The 26,340-nt window shown below is 64.4% G+C and carries 21 protein-coding genes; 10 read left to right on the top strand and 11 right to left on the bottom strand.

The genetic code is table 11. The annotated features are described in order from the left end of the window. Positions 1-36: 36 nt before the first annotated feature. A complete protein-coding gene (locus E3T35_RS01435) occupies positions 37-624 on the top strand; it encodes a hypothetical protein (RefSeq protein WP_134377674.1) in 588 nt (195 codons plus the stop codon). A gap of 6 nt (positions 625-630) precedes the next feature. On the opposite strand, the gene E3T35_RS01430 is transcribed toward E3T35_RS01435, so the two are convergent. After that, positions 631-1,551, bottom strand: a complete 921-nt coding sequence (locus E3T35_RS01430) for a heme o synthase (RefSeq protein ID WP_104090348.1) — start codon at positions 1,549-1,551, stop codon at positions 631-633. A gap of 340 nt (positions 1,552-1,891) precedes the next feature. Between E3T35_RS01430 and tkt the strand changes: the two genes are divergently transcribed. From tkt to pgl, 6 genes are all read left to right on the top strand, one after another. Continuing rightward, positions 1,892-3,985 (top strand): transketolase, encoded by a 2,094-nt coding sequence (gene tkt, locus E3T35_RS01425; protein ID WP_134377673.1) that lies wholly within the window; start codon positions 1,892-1,894, stop codon positions 3,983-3,985. Between the two features lie 74 nt (positions 3,986-4,059). Further along, the gene (tal, locus tag E3T35_RS01420) at positions 4,060-5,202 is read left to right on the top strand and encodes a transaldolase (protein WP_134343988.1); all 1,143 of its coding nucleotides are present in this window, start codon (positions 4,060-4,062) and stop codon (positions 5,200-5,202) included. Next, positions 5,202-6,803, top strand: coding sequence for a glucose-6-phosphate isomerase (locus E3T35_RS01415; RefSeq protein WP_134343989.1), 1,602 nt, complete (start codon positions 5,202-5,204; stop codon positions 6,801-6,803). Before tal ends, E3T35_RS01415 begins: the two co-directional genes overlap by 1 nt. Before the next feature lie 109 nt (positions 6,804-6,912). Continuing rightward, positions 6,913-8,454, top strand: coding sequence for a glucose-6-phosphate dehydrogenase (zwf, locus tag E3T35_RS01410; RefSeq protein ID WP_134343990.1), 1,542 nt, complete (start codon positions 6,913-6,915; stop codon positions 8,452-8,454). Then, on the top strand, positions 8,451-9,413 hold the full coding sequence (locus tag E3T35_RS01405) for a glucose-6-phosphate dehydrogenase assembly protein OpcA (protein ID WP_134343991.1): 963 nt from the start codon (positions 8,451-8,453) through the stop codon (positions 9,411-9,413). The genes zwf and E3T35_RS01405 overlap by 4 nt, the downstream gene beginning before the upstream one ends. Positions 9,414-9,415: 2 nt before the next feature. After that, positions 9,416-10,207 carry a 6-phosphogluconolactonase gene (pgl, locus tag E3T35_RS01400; RefSeq protein WP_134344391.1) on the top strand — a complete coding sequence of 264 codons (792 nt, stop codon included), beginning with the start codon at positions 9,416-9,418 and terminating at the stop codon, positions 10,205-10,207. A gap of 63 nt (positions 10,208-10,270) precedes the next feature. On the opposite strand, the gene E3T35_RS01395 is transcribed toward pgl, so the two are convergent. The 10 genes from E3T35_RS01395 to uvrA all read right to left on the bottom strand — a co-directional run bounded on the left by E3T35_RS01395 (position 10,271) and on the right by uvrA (position 21,856). Further along, the gene (locus E3T35_RS01395; protein ID WP_092107849.1) at positions 10,271-10,639 is read right to left on the bottom strand and encodes an RNA polymerase-binding protein RbpA; all 369 of its coding nucleotides are present in this window, start codon (positions 10,637-10,639) and stop codon (positions 10,271-10,273) included. Between the two features lie 142 nt (positions 10,640-10,781). Beyond that, entirely contained in the window at positions 10,782-11,033 is a 252-nt protein-coding gene (gene secG / locus E3T35_RS01390; RefSeq protein WP_092340102.1) for a preprotein translocase subunit SecG, read from the bottom strand. Positions 11,034-11,160: 127 nt separating this feature from the next. Next, the gene (gene tpiA / locus E3T35_RS01385; protein ID WP_174774984.1) at positions 11,161-11,961 is read right to left on the bottom strand and encodes a triose-phosphate isomerase; all 801 of its coding nucleotides are present in this window, start codon (positions 11,959-11,961) and stop codon (positions 11,161-11,163) included. Continuing rightward, entirely contained in the window at positions 11,952-13,166 is a 1,215-nt protein-coding gene (gene pgk, locus E3T35_RS01380; protein WP_134343992.1) for a phosphoglycerate kinase, read from the bottom strand. Before pgk ends, tpiA begins: the two co-directional genes overlap by 10 nt. A 10-nt stretch (positions 13,167-13,176) precedes the next feature. Further along, positions 13,177-14,184 carry a type I glyceraldehyde-3-phosphate dehydrogenase gene (gene gap / locus E3T35_RS01375; protein ID WP_134343993.1) on the bottom strand — a complete coding sequence of 336 codons (1,008 nt, stop codon included), beginning with the start codon at positions 14,182-14,184 and terminating at the stop codon, positions 13,177-13,179. Positions 14,185-14,295: 111 nt separating this feature from the next. Then, positions 14,296-14,922 (bottom strand): superoxide dismutase, encoded by a 627-nt coding sequence (locus tag E3T35_RS01370; protein WP_104090360.1) that lies wholly within the window; start codon positions 14,920-14,922, stop codon positions 14,296-14,298. 124 nt (positions 14,923-15,046) lie between these two features. Beyond that, on the bottom strand, positions 15,047-16,036 hold the full coding sequence (gene whiA, locus E3T35_RS01365) for a DNA-binding protein WhiA (RefSeq protein ID WP_104090362.1): 990 nt from the start codon (positions 16,034-16,036) through the stop codon (positions 15,047-15,049). An 81-nt stretch (positions 16,037-16,117) separates the two neighbouring features. Then, positions 16,118-16,993, bottom strand: coding sequence for an RNase adapter RapZ (rapZ, locus tag E3T35_RS01360; RefSeq protein WP_092340098.1), 876 nt, complete (start codon positions 16,991-16,993; stop codon positions 16,118-16,120). Between the two features lie 88 nt (positions 16,994-17,081). Next, the gene (uvrC, locus tag E3T35_RS01355) at positions 17,082-18,974 is read right to left on the bottom strand and encodes an excinuclease ABC subunit UvrC (protein ID WP_134343994.1); all 1,893 of its coding nucleotides are present in this window, start codon (positions 18,972-18,974) and stop codon (positions 17,082-17,084) included. A gap of 14 nt (positions 18,975-18,988) precedes the next feature. Next, a complete protein-coding gene (uvrA, locus tag E3T35_RS01350) occupies positions 18,989-21,856 on the bottom strand; it encodes an excinuclease ABC subunit UvrA (protein WP_134343995.1) in 2,868 nt (955 codons plus the stop codon). A 205-nt stretch (positions 21,857-22,061) separates the two neighbouring features. Here uvrA and E3T35_RS01345 point away from each other — a divergent pair, with 205 nt between their 5' ends. Genes E3T35_RS01345 through E3T35_RS01335 form a run of 3 tightly spaced genes read left to right on the top strand, consistent with a single transcriptional unit; the run spans position 22,062 to position 26,247 of the window. Then, positions 22,062-22,670, top strand: coding sequence for a PadR family transcriptional regulator (locus E3T35_RS01345; RefSeq protein ID WP_134377672.1), 609 nt, complete (start codon positions 22,062-22,064; stop codon positions 22,668-22,670). Then, the gene (locus tag E3T35_RS01340) at positions 22,667-23,407 is read left to right on the top strand and encodes an ABC transporter ATP-binding protein (RefSeq protein ID WP_134377671.1); all 741 of its coding nucleotides are present in this window, start codon (positions 22,667-22,669) and stop codon (positions 23,405-23,407) included. The genes E3T35_RS01345 and E3T35_RS01340 overlap by 4 nt, the downstream gene beginning before the upstream one ends. Next, the gene (locus E3T35_RS01335; protein ID WP_134377670.1) at positions 23,404-26,247 is read left to right on the top strand and encodes an FtsX-like permease family protein; all 2,844 of its coding nucleotides are present in this window, start codon (positions 23,404-23,406) and stop codon (positions 26,245-26,247) included. Before E3T35_RS01340 ends, E3T35_RS01335 begins: the two co-directional genes overlap by 4 nt. Positions 26,248-26,340: the final 93 nt, after the last annotated feature.

Here is a 26,340-nt window from a genome sequence, read left to right as displayed (position 1 = left end):
CTCCCCGGACGAGAGCCGCCGGTGTACTCTCCAGACATGCATGTCGCACCGGGAGCCAAATCGAAGCCGCCAGACGACGCGGCGCACCTTGCCCTGTACGGCCCTCCGGTATTCGGTTTTGTGCGTCAGCCGCGCCTGCAGGAACGCGGCTGGAGCTGGTACGGCAACCACGGCCGCACCCTCGAAGCGCAGGCACACTACTGGCTCGCTGACCCCTCCGGCAATTTCTGGTTCGAGGATTCCCCGTCCGGTCCGGTTGGCATCGCCGAACTGCGCGGCTTCGTCTTCACCGATGTGCCGGGCTCCACCAATCGCGGCGGCGACCCCATCCGAGATGCACTCAACCAGCATCTGCAGTACATCGTGATGAACTACGCCAAGAACCCGTACGACTTCGGGTCGCAGTTGTGGGCCGAACGGCACATGCATCAGCAGTCGGAGATTGAACTCGCCCTGGCACACCGGTCGAACCTGGTCATCGACGACACGGCGCTGGCAGCTATCACCGTGACGGCCTTCGACTTCACGGCAACGGCGATGGCCCTGGCCGGACGGGTGGTCACTGTCGTGATCCATTCGGCCGACGTCGGCAAGATCGATACCCGACTCACCCGCAGGGTCTAGCGCCACCTAGAACGGAAGCAGCGGATCCACTCCGACGGCCACGAACAGCAGCGTCAGGTAGGCGATGGATCCGTGGAAGACACGCATCGGTGACACATGCTCGTGCCGAATCGCGAGGCTGTACAGGCGATGCGTCTCGTAGATGAACCAGCCACCCGTGACCAGGGCCGTAAAGCTGTAGAGCAGGCCCATGTCGCCGATCGGAATCAGCAGAAGCGAGCAGGCGACCGTGGCCCACGCGTACAGGATGACCTGCAGGCCGACCTGAGCCCGACCACGCACGACGGAGAGCATCGGAACGCCAGCGGCCTGGTAGTCGGCTCGGTATTTCATAGATAGCGGCCAGTAGTGCGGCGGTGTCCACAGGAAGATGATCATGAACAGAATGACCGGGGGCCAGGACAGTTCACCGGTCACCGCCGCCCAGCCGATGAGCACGGGCATACAACCGGCCACACCGCCCCAGACGATGTTCTGCGGGGTACGACGCTTGAGAATGATCGTGTAGAACACGACATAGAGCAGAATCGCGCCGAACGACAGCGCAGCGGCCAGCCAGTTGGTCAGTAGACCCAGCCACAAAATGGATGCCGCGCCCAACGCCCACGCAAAGATCAACGCCTCGCGGTCGCTGAGTTCTCCAGTAACCAGGGGGCGATTCTTGGTGCGCTTCATGAGACGGTCGATATCGCGATCGAGGTAACAGTTGAAGGCACCAGCGGACCCAGCGCTGAGCGACCCACCGACGAGCGTCGCGAGAATCAGCCAGAGACTGGGGATACCGCGCTCGGCGAGCAGCATCGTGGGCGCGGTCACCACCAGAAGCAACTCGACCACTCGCGGTTTAGTGAGAGAGATGTAGGCCTTGAGGGTGCGGTTCAGTGTGCGCGGTCCGCTCCGGACCGGGGTCTTCAGGGCGACGTCCATTAATCCTCTAACGCTAGGCAAGTCCTCTCATTCTAGGACACGCCCTGAGCAACGCTCCACCGAGGACCAATCCGGAATGTGTCGTCATGTCACGTCATTTCGAGCGTCCCCTGACATTCGTCCGTATACTTGTAGTGCTCCCCACAGTGAATCAGTAGTTCGGCGAGCCCCCGGGTGGGAGATGGCTGCACCAGTAGGCCAACTCGCTGGGGGTGATGTTTCGCCTGCAGTCCGCTTCAGATGGCGCGACCGGCCGGTGACACGACTGCCGACACTTGCACAACTATCAAAGGATGGGTTGAGCTCAACCCGCCTTCGCTTCAATGAAGGGTTACGTGACGTGGCAGCTTTCCAATGGGATTCCGTTGACGATCAGGCGGTTAACACCGCACGCATTCTGGCGGCCGACGCCGTGGAGAAGGTTGGGAATGGGCATCCGGGCACCGCGATGAGTCTCGCTCCCGCTGCCTACCTTTTGTTTCAGAAGATCATGCGCCGCGACCCGGCCGACAACGAGTGGATCGGTCGTGACCGGTTCATTCTCTCGGTCGGCCACAGCTCGCTGACGCAGTACGTGCAGTTATACCTCGGCGGCTACGGCCTCGAGTTGGAGGACCTCAAAGCCCTGCGCACCTGGGGTTCAAAAACCCCCGGCCACCCGGAATACGGCCACACCGACGGCGTTGAAATCACCACCGGCCCGCTCGGCCAGGGGCTGGCATCCGCTGTCGGTTTCGCCTACGCGTCGCGCTTCGAGCGCGGTCTGTTCGACCCGGATGCCGCCACCGGCGCCAGCCCGTTCGACCACTTCGTCTACGTCATCGCTGGCGATGGCGACCTGCAGGAAGGAATCACGAGCGAGGCATCCTCTCTCGCCGGCCACCAGCAGCTCGGCAACCTGATTGCCATCTACGACAGCAATCAGATCTCGATCGAGGACGACACGAACATCGCTTTCACCGAGGATGTCGCCGCTCGTTACGCCGCCTACAACTGGCACGTGCAGACGGTGGACTGGAAGAAGACCGGCTCCTACGTCGAAGACGTCGCCGAGTTGAACGCGGCCATCACGGCCGCCCAGAACGAAACGGGTAAGCCCAGCCTGATTATCCTCAAGACCATCATCGGCTGGCCGAGCCCGAAGAAGCAGAACACCGGCAAAATCCACGGTTCAGCCCTCGGCGCCGAAGAACTCGCCGGCGTCAAGGCCGTTCTGGGATTCGACCCGGAAAAGACCTTCGATGTCGCCCCCGAGGTCATCGCCCACACCCGCCTGGCCCTGGAGCGCGGCGCGGCCGCACACGCCGCATGGACCGTGCAGTTCGACGCCTGGGCCGCCGCCAACCCGGAGCGCAAGGTTCTGCTCGACCGGGTACTCTCCGGCCACCTGCCGGACGGCGTCGACGACGCCCTCCCGGTCTTCCCTGGCGGCACCGCAGTCTCCACCCGTGCAGCCTCCGGCAAGGTGCTCACCGCGCTCGGCGGTGTCATCCCCGAGCTGTGGGGCGGCTCGGCCGACCTCGCGGAATCGAACAACACCACCATCGGCGGCGCAGCGTCGTTCATTCCGAGCGAGCACTCCACCGGTGAATGGACCGGAAACCCCTACGGTCGGGTATTGCACTTCGGTATTCGGGAGCACGCCATGGCCGCCATTCTCAACGGCATCGTGCTGCACGGAAACACCCGCCCGTTCGGCGGCACGTTCCTCATCTTCAGTGACTACATGCGCCCGGCCGTTCGTCTGGCCGCTCTCATGAAAGCGCCGTCGATCTTCGTCTGGACCCACGACTCCGTCGCGCTCGGCGAGGACGGCCCCACCCACCAGCCGATCGAACAGCTCGCGACCCTGCGTGCTATTCCGGGACTCGACGTGGTGCGCCCCGGCGACGCCAACGAGACCGCCTGGGCCTGGAAGACCATCCTGGAACGCCGGGGCGGCCCGGCCGGCATCGCCCTGACCCGCCAGAACATTCCCGTCTACGAGCGTGGCGAGGGCGCAGCATCCGCTGAAATCTTCGCCTCCGCGAAGAACGTCGCCCGGGGCGCATACGTGCTGGCCGAAGCAGCCGGCGGCACCCCCGACGTGATCCTGATCGGGACCGGCTCCGAAGTTCAGCTCGCCGTCGACGCCCGCGCCCAGCTCGCCGCCGAGGGCATCAACGCCCGCGTCGTCAGCGCTCCCTGCCTGGAATGGTTCGAAGAGCAGAGCAGCGAGTACCGCGAATCGGTACTGCCCGCCGCGATCACCGCCCGCGTCTCGGTCGAGGCCGGCCTCGCGCTGACCTGGCGTGGCTACGTCGGCGACGCCGGCCGCAGCATCTCGATTGAGCACTTTGGGGCATCCGCTGACTACCAGACGCTGTTCCGCGAATTCGGCATCACAACCGAAGCCGTCGTCGCCGCCGCCAAGGAATCAATCAGCGCGGCCTGATGTTGCCCCTTACGTCTCCACTAAACCGCTACAGCATCGCTGCCTGAAGGCAGCAGTATTAGGAGAATTTGACAATGACTACCCCCTCCCCCCTCGCCCAGTTGTCCGCCGCCGGCGTCAGCATCTGGCTAGACGACCTCTCCCGTGAGCGCATCAACTCCGGCGGGCTGCAGGACCTGATCAAGAACAGCAACGTCGTCGGTGTCACCACGAACCCGACTATCTTTGCCGGCGCCCTCGCCAAGGGTGAGGCGTACACCGAGCAGGTTGCGACCCTGGCCGCTGCCGGTACGAACGTGACCGACGCGGTCTTCGCCATCACCACGGACGACGTTGCCGCCGCATGCGACATCTTCCGCCCGGTCTACGACTCGACCAACGGCCAGGATGGCCGCGTCTCGATCGAGGTCGAGCCGAGCCTCGCCCGCGATGCAACTGGCACGGTTGCTGAAGCCCAGCAGCTTTGGAAGAAGGTCAACCGCCCCAACGCGATGATCAAGATCCCCGCGACGGTTGAAGGACTGGAAGCCATCACGGCGACCATCGCTCTCGGCATCAGTGTCAACGTCACCCTGATCTTCAGCCTGGAGCGTCACCGCCAGGTCATCAACGCCTATCTGGCCGGACTCGAGCAGGCCAAGGCGGCTGGCATCGACCTCTCCACGATTCACTCGGTTGCGTCGTTCTTCGTGTCGCGCGTCGACTCCGAGATCAACGCCCGCCTCGAGGCGATCGGCACCCCCGAAGCCCTCGCCCTGAAGAGCAAGGCCGGCGTCGCCAACGCCCAGCTCGCCTACCAGGTCTACGAGCAGGCATTCAGCAGCGAGCGTGCGCTGGGCCTGATCAAGGCCGGCGCCACCAAGCAGCGCCCGCTCTGGGCGTCGACCGGCGTCAAGGATGCCAGCCTGCCCGACACCCTCTACGTGACCGAGCTGGTCGCCCCCGAGGTCGTCAACACCATGCCGGAGAAGACCATGCAGGCCGCCGCCGACCACGGCGTCATCCCGGCCGACTCGGTCACCGGCTCCTACGCCGCCGCGAACGCCGTCCTCGACGCGCTGGCGGCCCAGGGCGTCTCCTACGACGACGTCACCCGTCTGCTCGAAGAAGAAGGCCTGTCCAAGTTCGAGGTGTCCTGGAACGAACTGCTGGACACCGTGCAGACCGCTCTCACCGCCGCGTCGACCACCGTGGTCCCGACCAGCTCGGCAGTCTAATGAGCTTTCGCATCTCGGTGAGTGGCGCTGCAGCTGACGCCGTTCGCGTCACCGTGCCCACCCTGGTCACAGACCTGGTCGCCTCCGGCATCACCGCCCTCGACCCCTCCCTCTGGGGACCGGAAGCCGAAGCTGAGGCCGCGTTGCGTCTCGGCTGGACGGAGTCCGTCGCGGTGTCCCGCCCCCTCGTGGCCGAGATCGTGGAGCTGCGGGCAACTCTGCAGGCTCGCGGCGTCACCCAGATTGCCCTCGCCGGCATGGGGGGCTCGTCGCTCGCGCCCGAGGTCATCACCCGCACGGCCGGCGTGAACCTCACCGTGCTCGACGCGACTGACCCCGGTCAGGTGTTGTCCGCGCTGAAGGACAACCTGGCCGAAACGGCCCTGGTCGTCTCGTCCAAGAGCGGTTCGACCGTCGAGACCGACAGCCAGCGTCGCGTGTTCGAGCGTGCGTTCCGCGCCATCGGCATCGACCCGGCTGAACGCATCATCGTGGTGACCGATCCGGGGTCGCCGCTCGAGGCATCCGCTCGTGAAGCCGGCTACCGCGTCTTCAACGCCGACCCCACCGTCGGCGGACGTTACTCCGCGCTGACCGCCTTCGGCCTGGTGCCATCGGGCCTGACCGGTGTTGACGTCGGTGCGCTTCTCGACGAGGCCGAGTCCGTCGCGCTGGCTCTGGCCGTTGACTCGCCGGAGAACCCGGGACTCGTTCTGGGGGCGGCGATCGCCGCCACCAGCCCGCGCCGCGACAAGCTCGCGATCGTCTCGGACGGCACGCACATTGTGGGCTTCGCTGACTGGGTCGAACAGCTGATCGCGGAATCCACCGGCAAGCTCGGCACCGGCATCCTGCCGGTCGTGCTGGAGCTGGATGCTCCGGAACTGACCGAAACGCTGCCCGACCTGCAGCTCGTGCGCGTTGTGGCTGACGCCGGCACCGAGCTGTTTAGCGAAACGGGCGACGAGATTCGCGTCAGCGGAACCCTCGGCGCGCAGTTTATGGTCTGGGAATACGCCACGGTCGTTGCCGGCCGTCTGCTGGGGATCAACCCGTTCGACCAGCCCGACGTGGAGTCGGCGAAGATCGCCACGCGTGGTCTGCTCGACGCCCGCCCCGCACCGGAGCCGGCCGCGTTCATCGCGGACGGCATCGAAGTGCGCGGCACGCCGCACGTCATCGGAGCGGCAAGCGATCTCGCCTCGGCGATCGACGCCCTGCTCGAAGAGCTCGGCCCCGACGGCTACGTCGCCGTCCAGGCCTACGTCGACCGTCTCGCGCTGCCGGAACTGGCCGAGATTCGCACCAGGCTCGCCACCCTGTCGAAGCGTCCGGTTACCTTCGGTTGGGGACCGCGCTTTCTGCACTCCACCGGGCAGTTCCATAAGGGCGGACCGGCAACGGCCGTCTACCTGCAAATTCTGGCCACGCCGGCCGAGGATCTCGACATTCCCGAGCGTCCGTTCACTTTCGGCGAACTCATCCAGGCGCAGGCCAGTGGCGACGCGAGCGTGCTCGCCGAGCACGGGCGTCCGGTGCTGACGTTGACCCTGACCCAGCCCAAGCAGAACATCAGCACGCTGTTCGACGCCCTAGGCTAACCAACCGGGGTTCCTCTCCGCCACCGGCCGCGAGGAACCCCACCCGCTTCTGCACCACCTGCGTTTTTCGTGTCCTCAATTTTCTGCACTGTCCCGTCAAAGGAGCTGCATGTCCCCGGTGGAAATCACCCCGGAGTTTAATCCGCTCAGGTCGCCGTCCGACTATCGTCTGAATCGAATCGCCGGGCCGTCCAGCCTCGTGATCTTCGGCGTCACCGGTGACCTGGCGCGCAAGAAACTCATGCCCGCGGTTTACGACCTCGCTAACCGAGGGCTGCTGCCCCCCGGCTTTGCCCTCGTCGGCTTCGCTCGCCGAGACTGGGACAACGAGGACTTCATGCAGGTTGTGCATGACGCCGTCAAGGAACACGCCCGCACCGAGTTCAACGAGGACGTTTGGGGGCAGCTGGCTGAGGGCATCCGCTTCGTGTCCGGCACCTTTGACGACGATGAGGCGTTCACCCGCCTCACCCAGACGATCGACGAGCTTGACCGGGAACGCGGAACGATGGGCAACCATGCGTTCTACCTGGCCATTCCGCCGAAGGCATTCCCCCAGGTCACCGAGCAGCTGCGCCGATCCGGTTTGGCCGAGCAAAAAAACGGTCAATGGCGTCGCGTGGTCATCGAGAAGCCGTTCGGCAGCGATCTGAAGACAGCGCGGCAGCTCAACGACGTCGTCGAGTCGGTCTTTCCGCCCGACTCCGTCTTTCGGATCGACCACTACCTCGGCAAAGAGACGGTGCAGAATATTCTGGCGCTGCGCTTCGCCAACGAAATGTTTGAACCGCTGTGGAACGCCAACCACGTCGAGCACGTGCAGATCACCATGGCCGAGGACATCGGTGTTGGCGGCCGCGCCGGCTACTACGACGGCATCGGTGCCGCGCGCGACGTTATTCAGAACCACCTTCTGCAGCTTCTTGCCCTGACGGCAATGGAAGAACCGATCTCGTTCGACGCCGCCGACCTGCGCGCCGAGAAGGAAAAGGTGCTCGCTTCGGTTCGGCTGCCCGCCGACCTCGGTCTGGGAACCGCGCGCGGCCAGTACGCCGGCGGTTGGCAGGGCGGTGAAAAGGTTGCCGGTTTTCTCGAAGAAGACGGTATGAACCCGGAATCGGTCACCGAGACCTACGCCGCGATGCGCCTGACCATCGACACGCGCCGCTGGGCGGGAGTGCCGTTCTACCTGCGCGCCGGCAAGCGTCTCGGCCGTCGCGTCACCGAAATCGCCGTGGTGTTCAAACGCGCCCCGCAGTACCTCTTTGCCCCCGGCCAGACGGCCGAACTAGGCCACAATGCCCTGGTGATTCGGGTGCAGCCCGACGAGGGTGTTACGATCCGGTTCGGATCGAAAGTGCCCGGCGTGGTTATGCAGGTACGGGATGTGACCATGGACTTCGGTTACGGCCACGCATTCACCGAGGCCAGCCCTGAGGCATATGAGCGGCTCATCCTCGACGTGCTGCTCGGCGACCCGCCGCTGTTCCCCCGTCACGAAGAGGTCGAACTGTCCTGGAAGATTCTCGACCCGATCGAGGAGTACTGGGCCACGCAGGGGCAGCCGGAGCAATACCGCCCTGGAACGTGGGGCCCCACATCCGCTGATGATCTACTGGCCCGCGATGGCCGCACCTGGAGGCGTCCATGATCGTCGATCTGCCCAACACCACGACCGCGAAGATCTCGAAGGCGCTCGTGCGTATTCGGGAAGAGGGTGGCGCTGTCGCCCTCGGCCGTGTGCTCACCCTGATCATTGCCTCGACTCTCGGGCACGAGGAGGAGGCCATCGAGGCCGCCAACGATGCCTCCCGCGAGCATCCGATGCGCGTCATCGTCGTGTCGACCCAGGAGCCCGGCTCCACCGCGGCCACACCCGACGCACGCGTGGACGCAGAAATTCGAGTGGGCGGTGACGCTGGCGCGAGCGAGGTCATCGTTCTGCGTGTGTACGGCGATGCCGCCAACGACCCGGAGAGCCTGGTCACCGGTCTGCTGCTCTCCGATGCTCCCGTCGTCGCCTGGTGGCCGGGTACCGCTCCGGCCGTTCCCGGCGACTCACCGCTCGGACGCATCGCCTACCGCAGAATAACGGATGCGTCGGCGCAGCCGGATCCGCAGGCAGCCCTGCATCACCTGTGCGGAAGCTACCGCCCCGGCGACACCGACTTCGCCTGGACCCGTCTGACCCTTTGGCGCGCCCAGCTGGCGGCCGTGCTGGACCAGCCCCCCTATGAACCGATCGTCGGGATTCGGGTCGCCGGTGCTGCCGCTTCGCCGTCGACCACGCTGTTGGCTGCCTGGCTGCAGATGCAGCTCCAGGTGCCCGTGGACTGCGAGCTGACCACCGGCCCTCTCGCCAATGGTGTGCACGGGGTTCATCTCACCCGCGCATCGGGAACGATCTCGCTCGAGCGTGAAGTGCCCGACATCGCCACGCTCAGCCAGCCGGGGCAACCGGTGCAGGATCTGACGCTCAAGCGTCGCAGCCTGCGCGACTGTCTGGCCGACGAACTGCGGCGGCTGGATCCCGACGACCTGTATGGTGAGGTCATCACGCGCGGACTGCCGCAACTCGATGACGTGGTGTCCCAAGGAACCGGAGTGTGACCGTGACAAATGATCGACGCGTGCTGGTGCACCAGAACAAGCAGGCGCTGGCCGGGTCGGTCGCTGCACGTTTCCTGACGAACATGGTCGATGTTCTGCAGGAGCAGGACGCGGCCAATGTTGTTCTGACCGGTGGTTCCGTTGGTATTGCCGTGTTGGCCGCCATCAATGAGTCGGCCGCACGCGACACCATTGACTGGTCCCGGGTTAATTTTTGGTGGGGAGATGAACGTTGGGTGCCCCGCACCGATCCCGAGCGTAACGAATTGCAGGCCCGGGATGCTCTCCTTGACCATATCGACGTTCCGAAGGAAAACATCCACGCGTTCGGTGCTTCGGACGACCCGATCGATGTCGGTGCCGGTAACGACGCCCTGGAAGCAGCGGCGGCCCGGTACACGGCAGAATTACTCTCCCACGCACCGGAGGGTGCCCGGTACCCGCGCTTCGACGTGACGTTTCTCGGGGTTGGCCCGGATGGCCACATTGCGTCGCTGTTCCCCCACCGATCAGGTATTCGGGAGCGTGAGGCGAGTGTCATCACCGTGCACGACTCCCCCAAGCCGCCCGCTGACCGCTTGTCGCTCACGAGACCGGTACTCAACTCCTCTGACCGGGTTTGGCTTGTTCTGGCCGGCTCAGACAAAGCCTCAGCGCTCGGGCTGGCGCTGGCGGGCGCGAGCCGTGACGAGGTCCCCGCTGCCGGCATCAAGGGTCGGTACCGAACGATGTTCTTCGTCGACAGTGACGCTGCCGCCCAGGTTCCTGAAAACCTCATCGCGCCCACGTACTAGGCGACCCGACGAAAAAGGACCGGCCCTCGATCTCTCGAGGGCCGGTCTTTGCTGTGTTACACGTCAGTTCGTGGGTGACAACTTGCCACGACGAACGCGCAGCTGGTTGAGGGCCTCCTCGAGGAGCGACTCTGCTTCCTCCTCGGTTCGACGTTCCTTGACATAGGCCAGATGCGTCTTGTAGGGCTCAAGCTTCACCACGGACGGAGGATTCTCTTTATCGCGGCCGGCGGGAAGCCCGGACGATGGGCAATCGATGGTGACCGGGATTTCCTCGTCGGGAAGGCTCGCGGCAAAGTACCGTACGGTCTCATTGCCGAGTGCGTCCCAGTAGGAAACCTTGATGCGATCCGCGTGAAAACCGCGGTCCTGCTCGCCCATGGGGCCTGCGCCGACACGCGAGCCACGAATTGCGCTTCCGCCTGATGCCATCTTGTTCCTCCGTATATCCGTGCAGTTGTGTGCTGCAGTCGAGCTCTTATTGCTGCTGCTGGTGCTGAGATGTGCTGGTGAATAACTGTGCCCAGAATTCTGGGTGACTTCGCTTCAGGGTAACTCCGCACAGGGCGAAAAGTTAAGCCCCTGTATCAAACTTGGTGATCAATCCAAGAACGACGATGCAGGAGATCCACAGCAGTCCCAGAATGACAGTAATGCGGTTGAGGTTGCGCTCGGCAACTCCCGATGCGCCGAGGTTGGAGGTTACGCCGCCACCGAACATGTCCGACAACCCACCGCCCCGCCCCTTGTGCAGCAAAATGAGCATGGTGAGCAGGAGGCTCGTTATACCGACGAGCACCTGCATGACGACCTGGAGAATCTCCACACGAAACCTTTCAAAACACGGTGGGCGCAACTCTGGCGCCTAGACAACGTAATTATACCTTCACGCCGGAGCGAGGCGGTTGCCAGCGGCAACCGCCTCGCTCCGGCGATGTCAGGAACGCGTCGGTTTAGACGCCGACGTGCTTGTGATACCGAATGATGCTGGAGAACTCCGGAATATCCAAACTGGCACCGCCAACCAGGGCACCGTCCACGTTGGGTTCCCGCATGAACGCGGCAATGTTACCGCTCTTGACCGAACCGCCATAGAGGATGCGGGTCTTGTCGGCTACGTCCTGGCCGAGAGTCTCGGTGAGAACGCCACGCAGCGCCGCGGCGACCTGTTCGGCCTGCTCCGGCGTGGCGGCCTGCCCGGACCCGATGGCCCACACCGGCTCATACGCGACGACGATGTCCGCCGCGTTGGTGACACCCGCGAGGGCGGCCCGCAGTTGGGCGACCGGAACGGCGCTCGGACCGTGCGTCGCGAGGTCTTCGGCACTCTCGCCAACGCAGATCAGCGGCACAAGGTTGTGCTTGAGCGCGGCGGTCACCTTTGCGGCGACCTGCTCATCGGTCTCATTGTGCAGGGTACGGCGTTCGGAATGCCCGATGATGACGTACTGGCATTCCAGCTGGGCCAGGAAAGCACCCGAGATCTCGCCGGTATACGCACCGGAATCCTGGGCCGACACGTCCTGCGCGCCAAAGGCCAGCGGAAGTTTGTCGGCCGATACCAGAGTCTGCACGCTGCGCAGATCGGTGAACGGGGGAAAAACTGCCACCTCGACCGCGGCAAAGTCGTGGTTGGCGTCTTTGAGGTTCCAGGCGAGTTTCTGCACGAAAGCGATGGCCTGAAGGTGGTCCAGATTCATCTTCCAGTTGCCCGCAATCAGCGGAGTACGCCGAGGGTTAATGTTCACTGCCATCCGAGGACCTCCAGTCCTGGTAGACGCTTGCCCTCGAGGAACTCGAGGCTCGCGCCACCGCCGGTAGAAATATGACCGAATTGGTCGTCGTTGAAACCGAGGATACGCACGGCAGCAGCCGAGTCGCCGCCACCAACCACGCTGAGGCCGGTGACCTCGGTGAGAGCGGCGGCTACCGTGCGGGTGCCCTCCGCGAACGGTGCGAGTTCAAATACGCCCATCGGGCCGTTCCAGAACACGGTGTGGGACGCACGAATGATTTCAGCAAAAGCCGCCGCCGTGTCTGGCCCGATATCCAGGCCGAGACCGGAAGCACCGAACGGGGTGTTCTCGATGCCGTCGGCCGGGGTGATCACGTGTTCGGCATCTGCACCGAACTTCGAGGCCACGACGACGTCCGTGGGGAGCACGATCTTGACGCCGAGGCGATCGGCCTCGGCCAGATATCCGCGCACCGTCTCGATCTGATCGCTTTCCAGCAGGCTTGCGCCAACCTTATGGCCCTGGGCGGCGAGGAAGGTGAAGAGCATGCCGCCGCCGATCAGCAGAGAATTCACGCGCGGAAGCAGGTGTCCGATGACGCCGAGCTTGTCGCTGACCTTGGAACCGCCGAGGATGACGGTGTACGGCGCTTCCGGCTTCTCCGTGAGACGATCAAGCACGTCGAGCTCGGTCGCAATGAGGAGGCCAGCCGCGCTCGGCAGCAGCGAGGCCAGATCGAAGACGCTGGCCTGCTTGCGGTGGACTACGCCGAAGCCATCCGAAACAAGGGCGTCACCGAGCAGCGCGAGCTGCTGGGCGAACGCGACGCGGTCGGCATCCACTTTGCTGGTTTCACCGGCGTTGAAGCGCAGGTTTTCCAGCACGACGATTTCGCCGTTTTCCAGTGCTGCGACAGCCGCGGTGGCCGAGGCGCCAACGGTGTCGGTGGCGAAGGCAACCGGGAGGTTGACCAGTTCGCTCAGCCGGGAGGCCACCGGCTCGAGGCTGTACTGAGGATCAACGGCCCCGTCGGGGCGCCCGAGGTGAGAGACAATCACCACGCGGGCGCCCTGAGCGACGAGGGCGTTGAGGGTGGGCAGTGACGCCCGCACTCGTCCGTCGTCGGTGATCTGCCCGCTTTTTAGCGGGACATTCAGGTCGAAGCGGACAATAACCCGCTTGCCGGTAAGCGAACCTAGCGAGTCAATCGTGCGTAACGTCACCGCGCGGCCGTTAGAGTCGCTCGGCGACGAACTCGGTGAGGTCAACGAGGCGGTTGGAGTAACCCCACTCGTTGTCGTACCAGGAAGCGACCTTGACCTGGTCGCCGATCACCTTGGTGAGGCCGGCGTCGAAGATCGAGGAGTGTGGGTCGCCGACGATGTCGCTCGACACGATCGGGTCCTCGGTGTAGCTGAGGATGCCCTTGAGGGAGCCCTCAGCTGCAGCCTTGTAGGCAGCGTTCACTTCTTCGACCGTGACCGGGCGTGATGCGGTGAGCGTGAGGTCGGTGATCGAGCCGGTCGGAACCGGAACGCGCAGCGCGTAACCGTCAAGCTTGCCGATACTCTCCGGGATGACCAGGCCGAGGGCCTTGGCGGCACCGGTCGAGGTCGGGATGATGTTCAGCGCAGCGGCACGGGCACGGCGGAGGTCGCTGTGCGGGCCATCCTGCAGGTTCTGGTCCGCGGTATAGGCGTGGATCGTGGTCATGAGGCCACGCTCGATGCCAAAGTTGTCGAGGAAGACCTTGACGAGCGGCGCGAGGCAGTTCGTCGTGCAGGACGCGTTCGAGATGATGTTGTGGATCGCGGCGTCGTAGGTGCTTTCATTCACACCGAGCACGAGCGTTGCAACATCGGCACCGGTCGCCGGGGCGGACACGATGACCTTCTTGGCGCCGGCCTCGATGTGCTTCTGGGCATCGACGGCCTTGGTGAAGCGTCCGGTGGACTCGATGACGATCTCTACGCCCAGGGCGGCCCAAGGCAGGTTGGCCGGGTCGCGCTCGGCGAGAACCTTGATGGGCTTGCCGTTGACGACGATGTTGTCACCGTCGACCTCGACAGTCGCGTTCAAGCGGCCGGCGACGGAGTCGTACTTAAGCAGGTGAGCGAGCGACGCGGGGTCGCTGAGGTCGTTGACGGCGACGATTTCGATGTCGCTGCCCTTGGCGAGGGCTGCGCGGAAGTAATTACGGCCAATACGGCCGAATCCGTTGATGCCGATCTTTACGGACACAAATAACTCCTGTTAGAAAAGGGCGCCGAGTGGCGCGATGAAAAATAGTACTGGAGGAAAACAGCAGTGCCCCGCCCGCGCACCGAAATGCGGGGGTGGGGCACCGGCAGGCTATGAGAGTAGCAGCAGGCCGTTGGTCTTCTCGCGTGCCACGGTGAAACGCTCCTGAACGTTCGCCCAGTTGGCGATGTTCCAGAATGCCTTGACGTAGTCCGCCCGCACATTGCGGTAGTCGAGGTAGTAGGCGTGCTCCCAGACATCGAGCATGAGTACCGGAACGGTACCAGCAGCGAAGTTGGACTGCTGGTCGAAGAACTGCTGGATGATGAGGCGCTGGCCGATGGAGTCCCAGGCCAGAACTGCCCAGCCGGAACCCTGCACGCCCAGGGCGGCAGCGGTGAAGTGCGCCTGGAACTTGTCGAAGGAACCGAAGTTGTCATCGATCGCTGCGGCGAGCTCGCCAACCGGCTTGTCTCCGCCGTTCGGGGAGAGGTTGGTCCAGAAGATGGAGTGGTTGACGTGGCCGCCGAGGTTGAAGGCGAGGTCCTTCTCCAGCTTGTTCACGTTGGCGAGGCTGCCGCTGTCGCGGGCCTCGGCGAGCTGGGTCAGCGCGGTGTTTGCGCCGGTGACATACGCCTGGTGGTGCTTGCCGTGGTGAAGTTCCATGATGGTGCCGCTGATGCTGGGCTCGAGAGCGGCATAGTCATAGTCAAGGGTGGGCAGGGTGTATTCGGCCATTACTTATCTCCTTGTGAGTTGTGCCACCGCACCGGGTGCGGCAGCGTTGTAAGTGACTATTTAGTCTACCCGCGAGGCCTGCGCGGCACAGAATTCGTGACTTCGCGCGTCGCGATCGCGCGATTTACCGGGGTGAAACGTCATCGGGGTGAACCGGGTAGTCAACGTCGGTTCCTTCGACGCCGAGCTCGACCGCTTTCTTGTCGGCCATGGCCAGCAGGCGACGAATTCGACCGGCGACGGCATCTTTGGTCATGGGCGGGTCGGCGTGATGGCCGAGCTCGTCGAGGCTGGAGTCGCGAAAGTTGAGGCGCAGGTCTCCGGCGTAGCGCAGGTGCTTGGGAATATCTTCGCCGAGAATGTCCATGGCACGCTGCACCCGAGCGCAGGCGGCGACGGCCGCCTCGGCGGAACGACGCAGGTTGGCGTCGTCGAAGTTGACCAGGCGGTTGGCGGTGGCGCGCACTTCGCGACGCTGACGCAGGGTTTCCCAGTTGAGTACCGTGTTGGTCGCGCCCATGTGCACGAGCATGGCGCCAATGGCGTCACCGTCGCGGATCACGACGCGGTGCACTCCGCGCACTTCGCGTGCCTTGGCCGCGACGCCCAGCCGGCCGGCCGCTCCAACCAGTGCCATGGCCGCCTCGTTGCCAGGGCAGATCACCTCGAGGGCCGCAGAGCGCCCCGGATCGGTCAAGGTGCCGTGGGCGAGAAAGGCACCGCGCCAGACGGCTGCGATCTCTTCTCGCGAGCCCGTGGTCAGCCGGTTCGGCAGACCACGAATCGGTCGGCGACGGGCATCCAGCAGGCCGGTCTGGCGTGCGAGCGTCTCCCCGCCCTCGATCACCTGCACGAGGTAGTGGCTGGACTGACGGATGCCGGTGGCGGCAATGACCTGCAGGGCGCTGCGCACCCCGTACAACTCGGCGAGATCTTTGCGAACCCGGCGAGCCAGAATGGCGGTATCGAGTTCGGACTCGATCGCGATGCGGCTGCTGATCATGTGCAATCCGCCGGAGAATCGGAGAATCGTGGCCAATTCGGCCGCGCGCACGGTGGTCTTGGAGACCTCCACGCGCGAAAGTTCTTCTTTAACGTCGGCGGTGAGTGCCAATCGCTTTTCCATTCTGTTGATCAGTTGCGTTACGTCTGAGTGATAAAAGCCCGGGGAGCCGGATGCTGCGCCCGGGCTCGCTTATTCGCGTCCGAGGTCGCGGTGCTTGATATTGACCGCGACTCCGGGAAGTTGTTCGAGTCGAGAAGCCAGTTCTCTAGCCATCGCAACGGAGCGGTGCTTGCCCCCGGTGCAGCCGATGCCGATAGTGGCGTGACGTTTATTTTCCCGCTGGTATCCCGCCAGCACCGGCGCCATGGCGGCGGCGTAGTGGTCGATGAAATCGAGGGCACCAATTTGGGCAAGTACAAAGTCTCTCACCTCCGGGTCAATGCCGGTGTGCGCGCGCAACTCGGGGATCCAGAAGGGGTTCGGCAGGAATCGGGCATCCGCCACCAGATCGACGTCGGTCGGCAGCCCGTACTTGAAGCCGAAGCTCAAAATGGTCAGCTGCACACCCGCTCGCCCCTCGGCCGCAAACCGTTCGGTGATCGTCGTCGCGAGCTGGTGCACGTTGAGATCGGAGGTGTCAATGACGAGGTCACTCGACTCCCGAACGGCGAGCAGCCGGGAGCGCTCGGCCGCAATGCCGTCGAGCAGGGTGCCATCGCCCTGCAGCGGATGCGGGCGGCGCACGGATTCAAACCGGCGCACCAGCGCGTCGTCCCTGGCTTCCAGAAAGATGACCTGGACCTGGGTGTTGCTGCGGAGTTGTTGCACGGTTTCGAGGAAATCGCCGAACAAATCGCGGCCGCGAATGTCGACGACTGCGGCGATTTTGGGCAGATTCGTACCAGCCCGTTCGACCAGATCAACCAGGGGCCGCAGCATTTGCGGCGGAAGATTGTCGACGACGTACCAGTCCAGGTCTTCCAACGCGTTGGCTACGGTGGAGCGTCCCGCCCCGGACATTCCCGTGACGATCAGCACTTCCTGCTTGTCGGGGTCCGTAGTCATTCGTGGAAATCGCCTTAATGAGAAATTGGTGGATAGTCAAGCCTACCGAGCGCCGGACGGTTTCGGTTGCGTTCAGGCGTTCAAGTGTTTAGGAGCGCAGGTGCGCGTGGATGGACTCGGCCAGCACGGGGCCGATGCCGCGGACATCCGCTATTTCGGCCGCCGAAGCGACCTTGAGGCGCGCCACCGAGCCGAAATGTTGCAACAGAACTTTCACCCGGGCCGGCCCGAGCCCCGCGATTTCGCCGAGAATCGAGCTGATGTCTTTCTTGCGCCGAATGCGCTGGTGGGTGATTGCGAACCGGTGGGCTTCATCACGAATGCGCTGGATCAGAAACAGCGCGTCGCTGTTGCGCGGCAGGATTACCGGGTAGTCGGAATCGGGGAGCCAGATTTCTTCAAGCCGTTTGGCGATTCCGCACAGTTGAATTCCGGTGACGCCCGATTCGGCGAGGGCCCGTTTGGCGGCGGCAACCTGCGGCTGGCCTCCGTCGACGATGAGCAGGTTTGGCTGGTATTTGAATTTGGCACGCTTCTGTTCGACCTGAATAATGTCGGTCGTAGCGGCGTCAACGACCACGGCATCCGCCGCCAACGTTTCGGGCTTCAGGTAGGCCAGTCTTCTGGTGAGGATCTGGTAGATCGAGTCGGTGTCGTCGGTTGATTCGGGAATGTTGAAGCGGCGGTATTCGTCCTTGCGCGGAAGCCCGTCTTCGAAGACGACCATGGACGCGACGATGTTGGTGCCGCTGAGGTGCGATACGTCGTAGCATTCCATTCGCAGCGGGGCGGCTGGCATTTCGAGAGCGTCCTGGATGTCTTCGAGCGCTTTGGAGCGTGCCACGAAGTCCGAGCTGCGACGGGTTTTGTAGAGCATGAGCGCCTGCTTGGCGTTGTTGCCGGCTGTGACCAGCAGGGCAGCCTTTTCCCCGCGCTGCGCTGCCACGAGGCGTACCTTGCGACCGGCGAGGTCGGCCAGCCAGGTTTCGAGGGCTTCGGCATCGTCGGGCAGTTCGGGGAGTACGATTTCGCGCGGCGGCAGGGCGTCGTGGTTGTAAGCGGTCTGCATCATGGAATCGATGAGTTCGCTCCTGGTGACGTCGAGTTCTTTGTCGACCATCCAGCCACGCACACCACGGATGCGCCCGCCGCGCACGATGAACAGCTGCACGGCGGCCGCGAGTTCGTCCTGCTCGACCGCGAACAGGTCGATGTCGACGTTGTCGCGCAGCACGACGGCGCTCTTCTCGAGCACGGCGTTGAGCGCTCGCACCTGGTCGCGTCGTTTCGCAGCGATCTCATACTGCTGCGCCAAGGCGGCGTCCTTCATCTGCTGGGTGAGTTCGTTGATGAGCTTCTTGTCGTGGCTGCCCATGAAGCTGACGAACTCGTTGACGATCGTGCGGTGGTCCTCGATCGATACCAGTCCGGAGCAGGGGCCGAAGCACCGCCCGATCTGGCCGGCGAAGCACGGCTTGCCGCTCTGCATGGCCCGCTTGTAATTGGCGTTGTTGCAGGTACGGATGGGGAAGGCCTTGAGCATGAGCTCGATGGTCTCGTGAACGGCCCAGACCTTGGGGTACGGCCCGAAATAGCGGGCACCCTTGATGCCCTCGGTGCGGGTGACCAAGGCCCGCGGCGCCTCGTCGGCGAGGGTGACCGCGAGGTACGGGTAGGACTTGTCGTCCTTGAACTGCACGTTAAACGGCGGATCGAACTCGTTGATCCACATCCATTCGAGCTGCAGGGCCTCGACCTCGGTGCCGACGACAGTCCACTCGACGCCGGTGGCCGTGGTGACCATACGGCGGGTGCGTTCGTGCAGGCTGTGGAGCGGGGCGAAATAGTTGCTCAGCCGAGCCCGCAGGTTCTTGGCCTTACCGACATAAAGGATACGCCCGGTCGCGTCGCGAAAACGGTAGACCCCGGGGGTCGTGGGAATCTCGCCCGTTTTCGGGCGATAGCTCAGGGCATCAGACATGGCCGTGAGGCCGCCTAGCCGGCAGCCAGGACCTCCTTCAGGAAGGAACCGGTGAAGCTCTTCTTGACCGTGGCGAGGTGCTCCGGCGTACCGGTGGCGAGTACCTTACCGCCGCCGGAACCGCCCTCCGGGCCGAGGTCAATGACCCAGTCGGCAGACTTGATGACGTCGAGGTTGTGTTCGATGACGATGACGGTGTTGCCCTTGTCGACGAGGCTGTTGAGCACGAGCAGCAGTTTGCGCACGTCTTCGAAGTGCAGCCCGGTGGTGGGCTCATCGAGCACGTAGACGCTGCGGCCGTTGGAACGCCGCTGCAGCTCGGTCGCGAGCTTCACCCGCTGGGCTTCGCCGCCGGACAGGGTGGTGGCGCTCTGACCGAGGCGTACGTAGCCGAGTCCGACCTCGACCAGGGTCTTGAGGAAGCGATGGATCGACGAGATCGGTTCGAAGAAGTCGGCCGCCTCGCTGATCGGCATATCGAGTACCTCCGCGATGTTCTTGCCCTTGTAGTGCACGGTGAGGGTGTCGCGGTTGTAACGGTCTCCCCCGCACACCTCGCACGCGACGTAAACGTCGGGCAGAAAGTTCATCTCGATCTTGATGGTGCCGTCCCCCGAGCAGGCTTCGCAGCGCCCGCCCTTGACGTTGAAGCTGAACCGGCCGGGGAGGTAACCGCGGGTCTTCGATTCGATGGTTTCCGAGAACAGGGTGCGGATCTTGTCGAACACACCGGTGTAGGTGGCCGGGTTGGAGCGTGGCGTGCGGCCGATGGGCGCCTGGTCGACGTGGATGACCTTGTCGAGCTGCTCGAGGCCGGTGACCCTGGTGTGCTTGCCCGGCAGCTTGCGGGCGCCGTTGAGCCGGTTGGCGAGCACCCGGTAGAGGATGTCATTGACGAGCGAAGATTTGCCCGAGCCGCTGACCCCGGTAACGGCAGTGAAGGTGCCGAGCGGGAAGGTCACCGACACTTTCTGCAGATTGTTGGCCTCGGCGCCGGTAACGCCGATCAGGCGTTCCGGGTCGATCGGGCGTCGGGTGGTCGGGATGGCGATGGACTTGCGCCCGGCCAGGTAGTCGCCGGTAAGGGACTTGGTGTTGGCCAGCAGGCCTTCGTAGGAGCCGGAGTGCACGACGTGCCCGCCATTAACGCCGGCGCCAGGGCCGATGTCAACGATCCAGTCGGCGGTTTTAATGGTGTCTTCGTCGTGCTCGACCACGATGAGCGTGTTGCCGAGGTCGCGCAGGGTCACGAGGGTCTCGATCAGGCGCCGGTTGTCGCGCTGGTGCAGGCCGATGCTGGGTTCATCGAGCACGTAGAGCACGCCGGTGAGCCCTGAGCCGATCTGCGTCGCCAAGCGGATGCGCTGCGCCTCACCGCCCGAGAGGGTCGCCGCGGCCCGGGACAGGTTGAGGTAGTTCAGGCCCACCCGAATCAGAAAGTCGAGGCGTGCCCGAATCTCGCGCAGCACCTGGGCGGCGATGGCGGCCTCCCGGTCGGTGAGGGTGAGCTTGTCCATGAACGCGCGAGCGTCGGTCAAACTGAGCGCACAGACATCCGCGATACTCGCTTCGTGAACGAGCACGGCGAGCACCTCGGGCTTGAGCCTGGTGCCGTTGCAGACGTGGCAGTCGACCTCACGCAGGTATTCGGACCAGCGCTGACGCTGGGTGTCGCTGTCGGCCTGCAGGTACTGGCGTTCAATGTAGGGCACAACACCCTCGAACCCGGAGGTGTAGCTCATCTCCCGGCCGTAGCGGTTTTTCCACTTGACCCGCACCTCGAAGTTGTCACCGCGCATGACGGCGTTCTGTACCTCGGTGGTGAGCTCACCCCAGGGCGTGTCAAGCGAGAAGTCGAGGTCGCGGGCGAGGCCGTCGAGTAGTTTCTCGTAGTACTGGAACAGGCCCTTGCCCTGGGTGGTCCAGGGCAGCACGACACCCTCGGCGATGCTCAGATCGGGGTCGCCGAGCAACAGGTCTTCATCGACGGACATGCGGGTTCCGAGCCCTGAACACTCCGGGCAGGCGCCGAACGGCGCGTTGAAGGAGAAGGTGCGCGGTTCAATTTCGGTGAGCTGAACCGGGTGGTTATTCGGGCAGGACAGCTTCTCGGAGTAGTTCTGCCAGGCCTTGTCGCCCTCTTCGTCGAGAAAATTGATCTGCACGAGCCCGTCGGTGAGTTTGAGGGCTGTTTCAAGCGAGTCGGTGAGGCGGGAAAGCAGCTCAGGGCCGGCGACGAGCCGGTCGACGATGACCGCGATATCGTGCTTCTGCTGCTTCTTGAGAATCGGCGGTTCGCTCAGCTGAATCTGGGTGCCATCGACAATCGCGCGGGAGTAGCCGCCGCCAGCCAGTTCCTGGAACAGGTCGACGAACTCGCCCTTCTTCTGCGAGACGACCGGGCTGACCACCTGGTAGCGAATGCCAGCCTTCAGTTCCATGAGCTGGTCGGCGATCTGCTGCACGGTCTGAGACTGGATGATCTCGCCGCAGATGGCGCAGTGCGGCACGCCAATGCGGGCCCAGAGCAGGCGCATGTAGTCATAGATTTCGGTGATGGTACCGACCGTGGACCGCGGGTTACGGTTGGTGGATTTCTGGTCGATCGACACGGCCGGGCTCAGGCCCTCGATGAAGTCGACGTCGGGCCGGTCGACCTGGCCGAGGAACTGCCGGGCGTAGGCCGAGAGTGACTCGACGTAGCGGCGCTGGCCCTCGGCGAAGATGGTGTCGAAGGCGAGCGACGACTTTCCCGACCCCGACAGTCCGGTGAAGACCACGAGCGAGTCGCGTGGAATCTCCAGATCCACGTTGTGGAGATTGTGCACGCGGGCTCCGCGCACACTGAGTTTCGGACCTGTTTCTACCTTGGTAATCGACACCCATCGAGTCTATGCAACGCCGCTGACAGTCTTGTACCGGCGACGCCTCTCACTTGCGGATTGCGCTCATGGCATGTGTTGTGCCGCCGCGAGGCCGTTGCACAGAGTCGTGACTTCGGCGACACCTGCAACGATTTCTTACCTCGGCTTGCCGGGTATGTATATACTCGGTAATTATTAGCAACGTCGAATTATCGGAGGTCTTATGTCCGTTCGCCAGAGTCTTCTCGCCATCCTGAACCAGGGGCCGTGCTACGGCTACCAGTTGCGGGCCGAGTTCGACCGTCGGACCGGGTCGACCTGGCCGCTGAACGTCGGCCAGATCTACAACACCCTGGACCGGCTCGAGCGGGACGGCCTGGTGCAGAAGGCCGACATTGACGCCGATGGTCAGAACTACGTTGAGATAACGGATGCCGGCCGCGCGGAGGTCGCCGAGTGGCTCGGCTCCCCCGTGGTGCGCACCATAGCGACCCGCGACGAGCTCGCGATCAAGCTTGCGATTGCGGTCACGCTGCCCGGCGTGGATATTGCCCAGGTGATTCAGGTGCAGCGCACCGCGACAATGCGCACCCTGCAGGAACTGACGCGCACCAAGAACGCGACCGCAGACCCGGAATCGTCGGAGCAGCTGGCCTGGCTGCTCGTGATCGATTCTCTCATCTTCGCGGCCGAGGCCGAGGCGCGCTGGCTCGATCACTCCGAAAGCCGGCTCACCCGGGCGCGAGCCGCCGGTCTCGCCGATCCCCTGCCGCTCAACACAGACGTTCCCAAGCGCGGACGACCGGCCAAGACGGTGCAGGCCAACGCATGACCGGCCACGCCGCTGACAGCGACATTCTGCTGCAGCTCGACGGTGTCTCGATGCAGTACGGCCGCGGCGAGACCGCGATCACGGCCCTGGCTGGCGTCGACCTGTCGGTGAGCCGTGGCGAGCTTGTGGCGGTGATGGGGGCATCCGGTTCGGGAAAGTCGACGCTGCTCACCGTGGCCGGCGGACTCACCCCACCGACGTCGGGCGAGGTCGTCGTGGAAGGGCACTGGCTCAGCCAGCTCTCGGCCCGCGAGCTCGCGACGCTGCGTCGCCGCAGCCTCGGCTTCGTCTTTCAGGACTTCAACCTGATTCCCTCGCTGACCGCGCTCGAAAACGTGAGCCTGCCGCTCGAACTCGACGGCTGGACAACGAAGAAGGCGCACCGCCCGGCCCTCGACGCCCTCACTATCGTCGAGCTCGGTGACCGGGCCGGGCATTTTCCCTCTGACCTGTCCGGCGGCCAGCAGCAGCGCGTCGCCATTGCCCGCGCGGTCGTCGGCGGTCGGTCGTTGATTCTCGCCGATGAGCCCACCGGCGCCCTCGACAGCACGACCGGTGAACTCGTCTTGCGGATGCTGCGCTCCCGAGTCGACGCCGGTGCCGGCGGCATTCTGGTCACCCACGATGCCCGCCACGCGGCGTGGGCGGACCGGATCGTCTTTCTACGCGACGGGCGCATCGTGGACGAGTCGCGGGCATCCGCTGTATCGAGCCTGTTGACCGGACTACAGGCATGAGTGGTGACGGGGGGTCGCTTGCGGGCAAACGCTCGGGCGGAACGCTCATTGCGTTTCGGATTGCTCGCCGCATGGCCGGGCAATCACGCGGTCGCAGCGCGTTGATCGCTCTGCTCGTGGCGATTCCGGTGCTCGGGATGGTCGGAATCACCACGGTAACCGCGAGCAATGTCGCGACCCCCGCCGAACGTGTCAAGCTCGAGCTCGGGTCGACCGAGGCGCGGGTCAGCATCGTCGCAGCGCCGGACGCGAAATTCACCCAAGACCCGCTGAACGACGGGCACTGGGGCTACCGCGACGAGGCGGCGCGTGCCGATGCCGCGCAGTCCATCGAGCCGCAGCCCGTCACGGCCGCTTCGCTGTTTACCGCCGACACCCGTTTGCTCTCCATCCGGTCGACCGCCGTCGTGGTGGAGACGAAAGACGGGCTCGGGTCGTTTCCGGCCGTGCAGGGACAGCCGTGGGACTTGTCCTTCGTCGGAAAATGGGAGGTGACGGCGGGAACACGACCGACCGCTGACGACGAGATCATGGTGACCGCTGCCGCCCTCGAACGGCTCGGAGCAAAGATCGGGTCGAAGGCCGTGATCACGGCACCTATCGCCGAATCATTCACCATTGTTGGCACGATTCACACCGCGAGTCTCGACGACGCTGCGGTGTCGTTCTACGGCATGCCCGCAGTCTTCGACGGCGTAATGCCCGACGATGACGACCTGCTAACTGAGTGGTACTTGCCCGACACCCCGCTCACCTGGAGCCAGATCGGCGAGCTCAACCCGCGCGGCGCCACCGTGCTGTCGCGCACCGTTCTGCTCGACCCGCCGCCGGTCGGCAGCTACATCTATAGCTATGGCGATACCTCGAACACCTCCATGAACTTGTTCATCGCCCTGCTCGGCGGATTCGCCCTGTTCGAGGTGGCCCTGCTCGCGGGCGCCGCCTTTACCGTCGGCGCCCGCACCCAGCAGCGCACTCTCGCGACCCTCGCGAGCGTCGGCGGCGACAAGCGGATGCTGTTTCGCGTCATGTCCTTCGGCGGCGTCATCCTCGGCGCCCTCGGAGCGGCACTGGGAACCGTACTCGGCCTCGCCGGCGCCTGGATCTTCATGCAGATTTCGGCGAATGGCAGCGCGGCCCGGTATCCGGGGTTTCACCTCGATCTGGTGTCGCTGCTCGTCATCGCGGTCTTCGCTGTGCTCGCCGGCTGGTGCGCTGCCGCGGTTCCGGCCCGGGCCGCCGGCCGGATCGACGTTTTGGCCGCCCTGCGTGGTGCCCAGCGCCCGCCGCGGGTCACGCGCCGCCGCCCGGTTGCTGGACTTGTTCTACTGGCCCTCGGTGCGGTCATCGCCCTCACCGGCGGAGTGGTCGAGCTCGCCGCCTACGCACCCGTTTACCAGATAACACTGGCCAACTTCGGGATCGCGCTCATTGTCGCCGGCCCTGTGATCATGCAGATCGGGGCGGTCTTCATCGCTCCCCTGATTCTGCGGTGGGCTGCCCGCGTGGCTTCCCGGTTCGGACCAGGCGCACGGCTTGCGACCCGCGATGTGGCGCGAAACCCCGGGCGGAGCGTACCGGCACTCGCGGCCATCATGAGCTGCGTCTTCGTGGCGACCTTTGCGATGAGTCTCATTTCAACGATGCAGGTGAATTCGACCAGTGGCTACACCTACAGCGCCCCGCTGGACACAGCATCGGTGAGTCTCATGACTACCCAGAATGAGCCGCCCTACGACCGAGTGTTGCAAACCACGGGGCCCGACGTCGTTGCCGCCGTTGAGAGCAGTTTTCCGAGCGCTCAGGCCAGACTGCTAAGAAGTGCAGAGGACCCGCCGATGGGCTTCGGCGACGCGGCTGCCGACGGGACAACCTCGGATGCGCCCACCTTCGCCTACCCACGGATCGACGCCGACACGGTGTGCCCGAGTGATGCAACTCGAATGGATGCCAGCCATGAGGACACGCCTACCGACATCCGCTGCCCTACTCCGTACTTTCTCGACACGATGATGAACTCGAGTATGAACGACCACATCTGGGTGGGCGATCTGGCGGACTTCGCCGCGATTCTCGGCGAACCCGTGTCGGCGGAGTCCCGAGCAACGCTCACCGCTGGTGGAGGTGTCGCTACCTATGAGCAGTACGTCGTTGACGGAGAAATCCGTATCGACTGGGTCACGGAGCTCAACTCTGTTCTGGAGCCAGGTCGCAGCGTGTCACTGGCCGGGAGCGTGCAGGAGCCCGAGCATCCGCTGCCCTACGCCGTTTTCATGCTGACGTCCACGGCTGACGCGTCAAACCTGAACTACCGGCCGTCAATGGTCGTCAGCAGCATCGGCGCGAGCCCGACCCAGGCAGAATATGATCATGCCCAAGGTGCGCTCGCCGCCATTTCGCCGGGGTTCAACCTGCAAACGGAGACGGGCCCGGAGGCGTATGGCGCGACCTGGACCTGGGCCCTGCTCGCCTTGACGGCAATCATCGCCCTGGTCACGGCGTCGATCACCATCGGACTCGCCCGCGCCGATGGGCACCGAGACAATGCCGTGCTCACCTCGCTTGGGGCATCACCGCGGGTGCGCCGGGCCTTCGGGTTCTGGCAGGCGGTGGTGATCGTGGGCCTCGGCAGCGTCATTGGGGTGCTGCTCGGTTTGGTGCCCTCACTCGCGCTGTCGCTGACCCGGGACACGGCGGGGCTCTCGCTGCTGCCGTTCACTCCCCCGTGGCTGCAAATTGCCCTGATCGTGGTGGCGCTCCCGGCGCTCGTGGCGGTCGGCGGTGCACTCACGGCCGGCAGTAACCGCACCCGCTTCAGCAACCGGGCCGCGTTCGACTGACCCGGCCGGCGGCATACGCTCTCGTGGCACTCGTTTGAGAAGTTGGCACGTGTTTGAACCAGTGCCAGCTTCCCAAACACGTGCCACGAGGGG

Source organism: Cryobacterium sp. TMT1-2-2 (assembly GCF_004403505.1).
Taxonomy (GTDB): Bacteria; Actinomycetota; Actinomycetes; order Actinomycetales; family Microbacteriaceae; genus Cryobacterium; species Cryobacterium flavum.
This window is presented reverse-complemented; position numbering and strand designations above follow the sequence as displayed.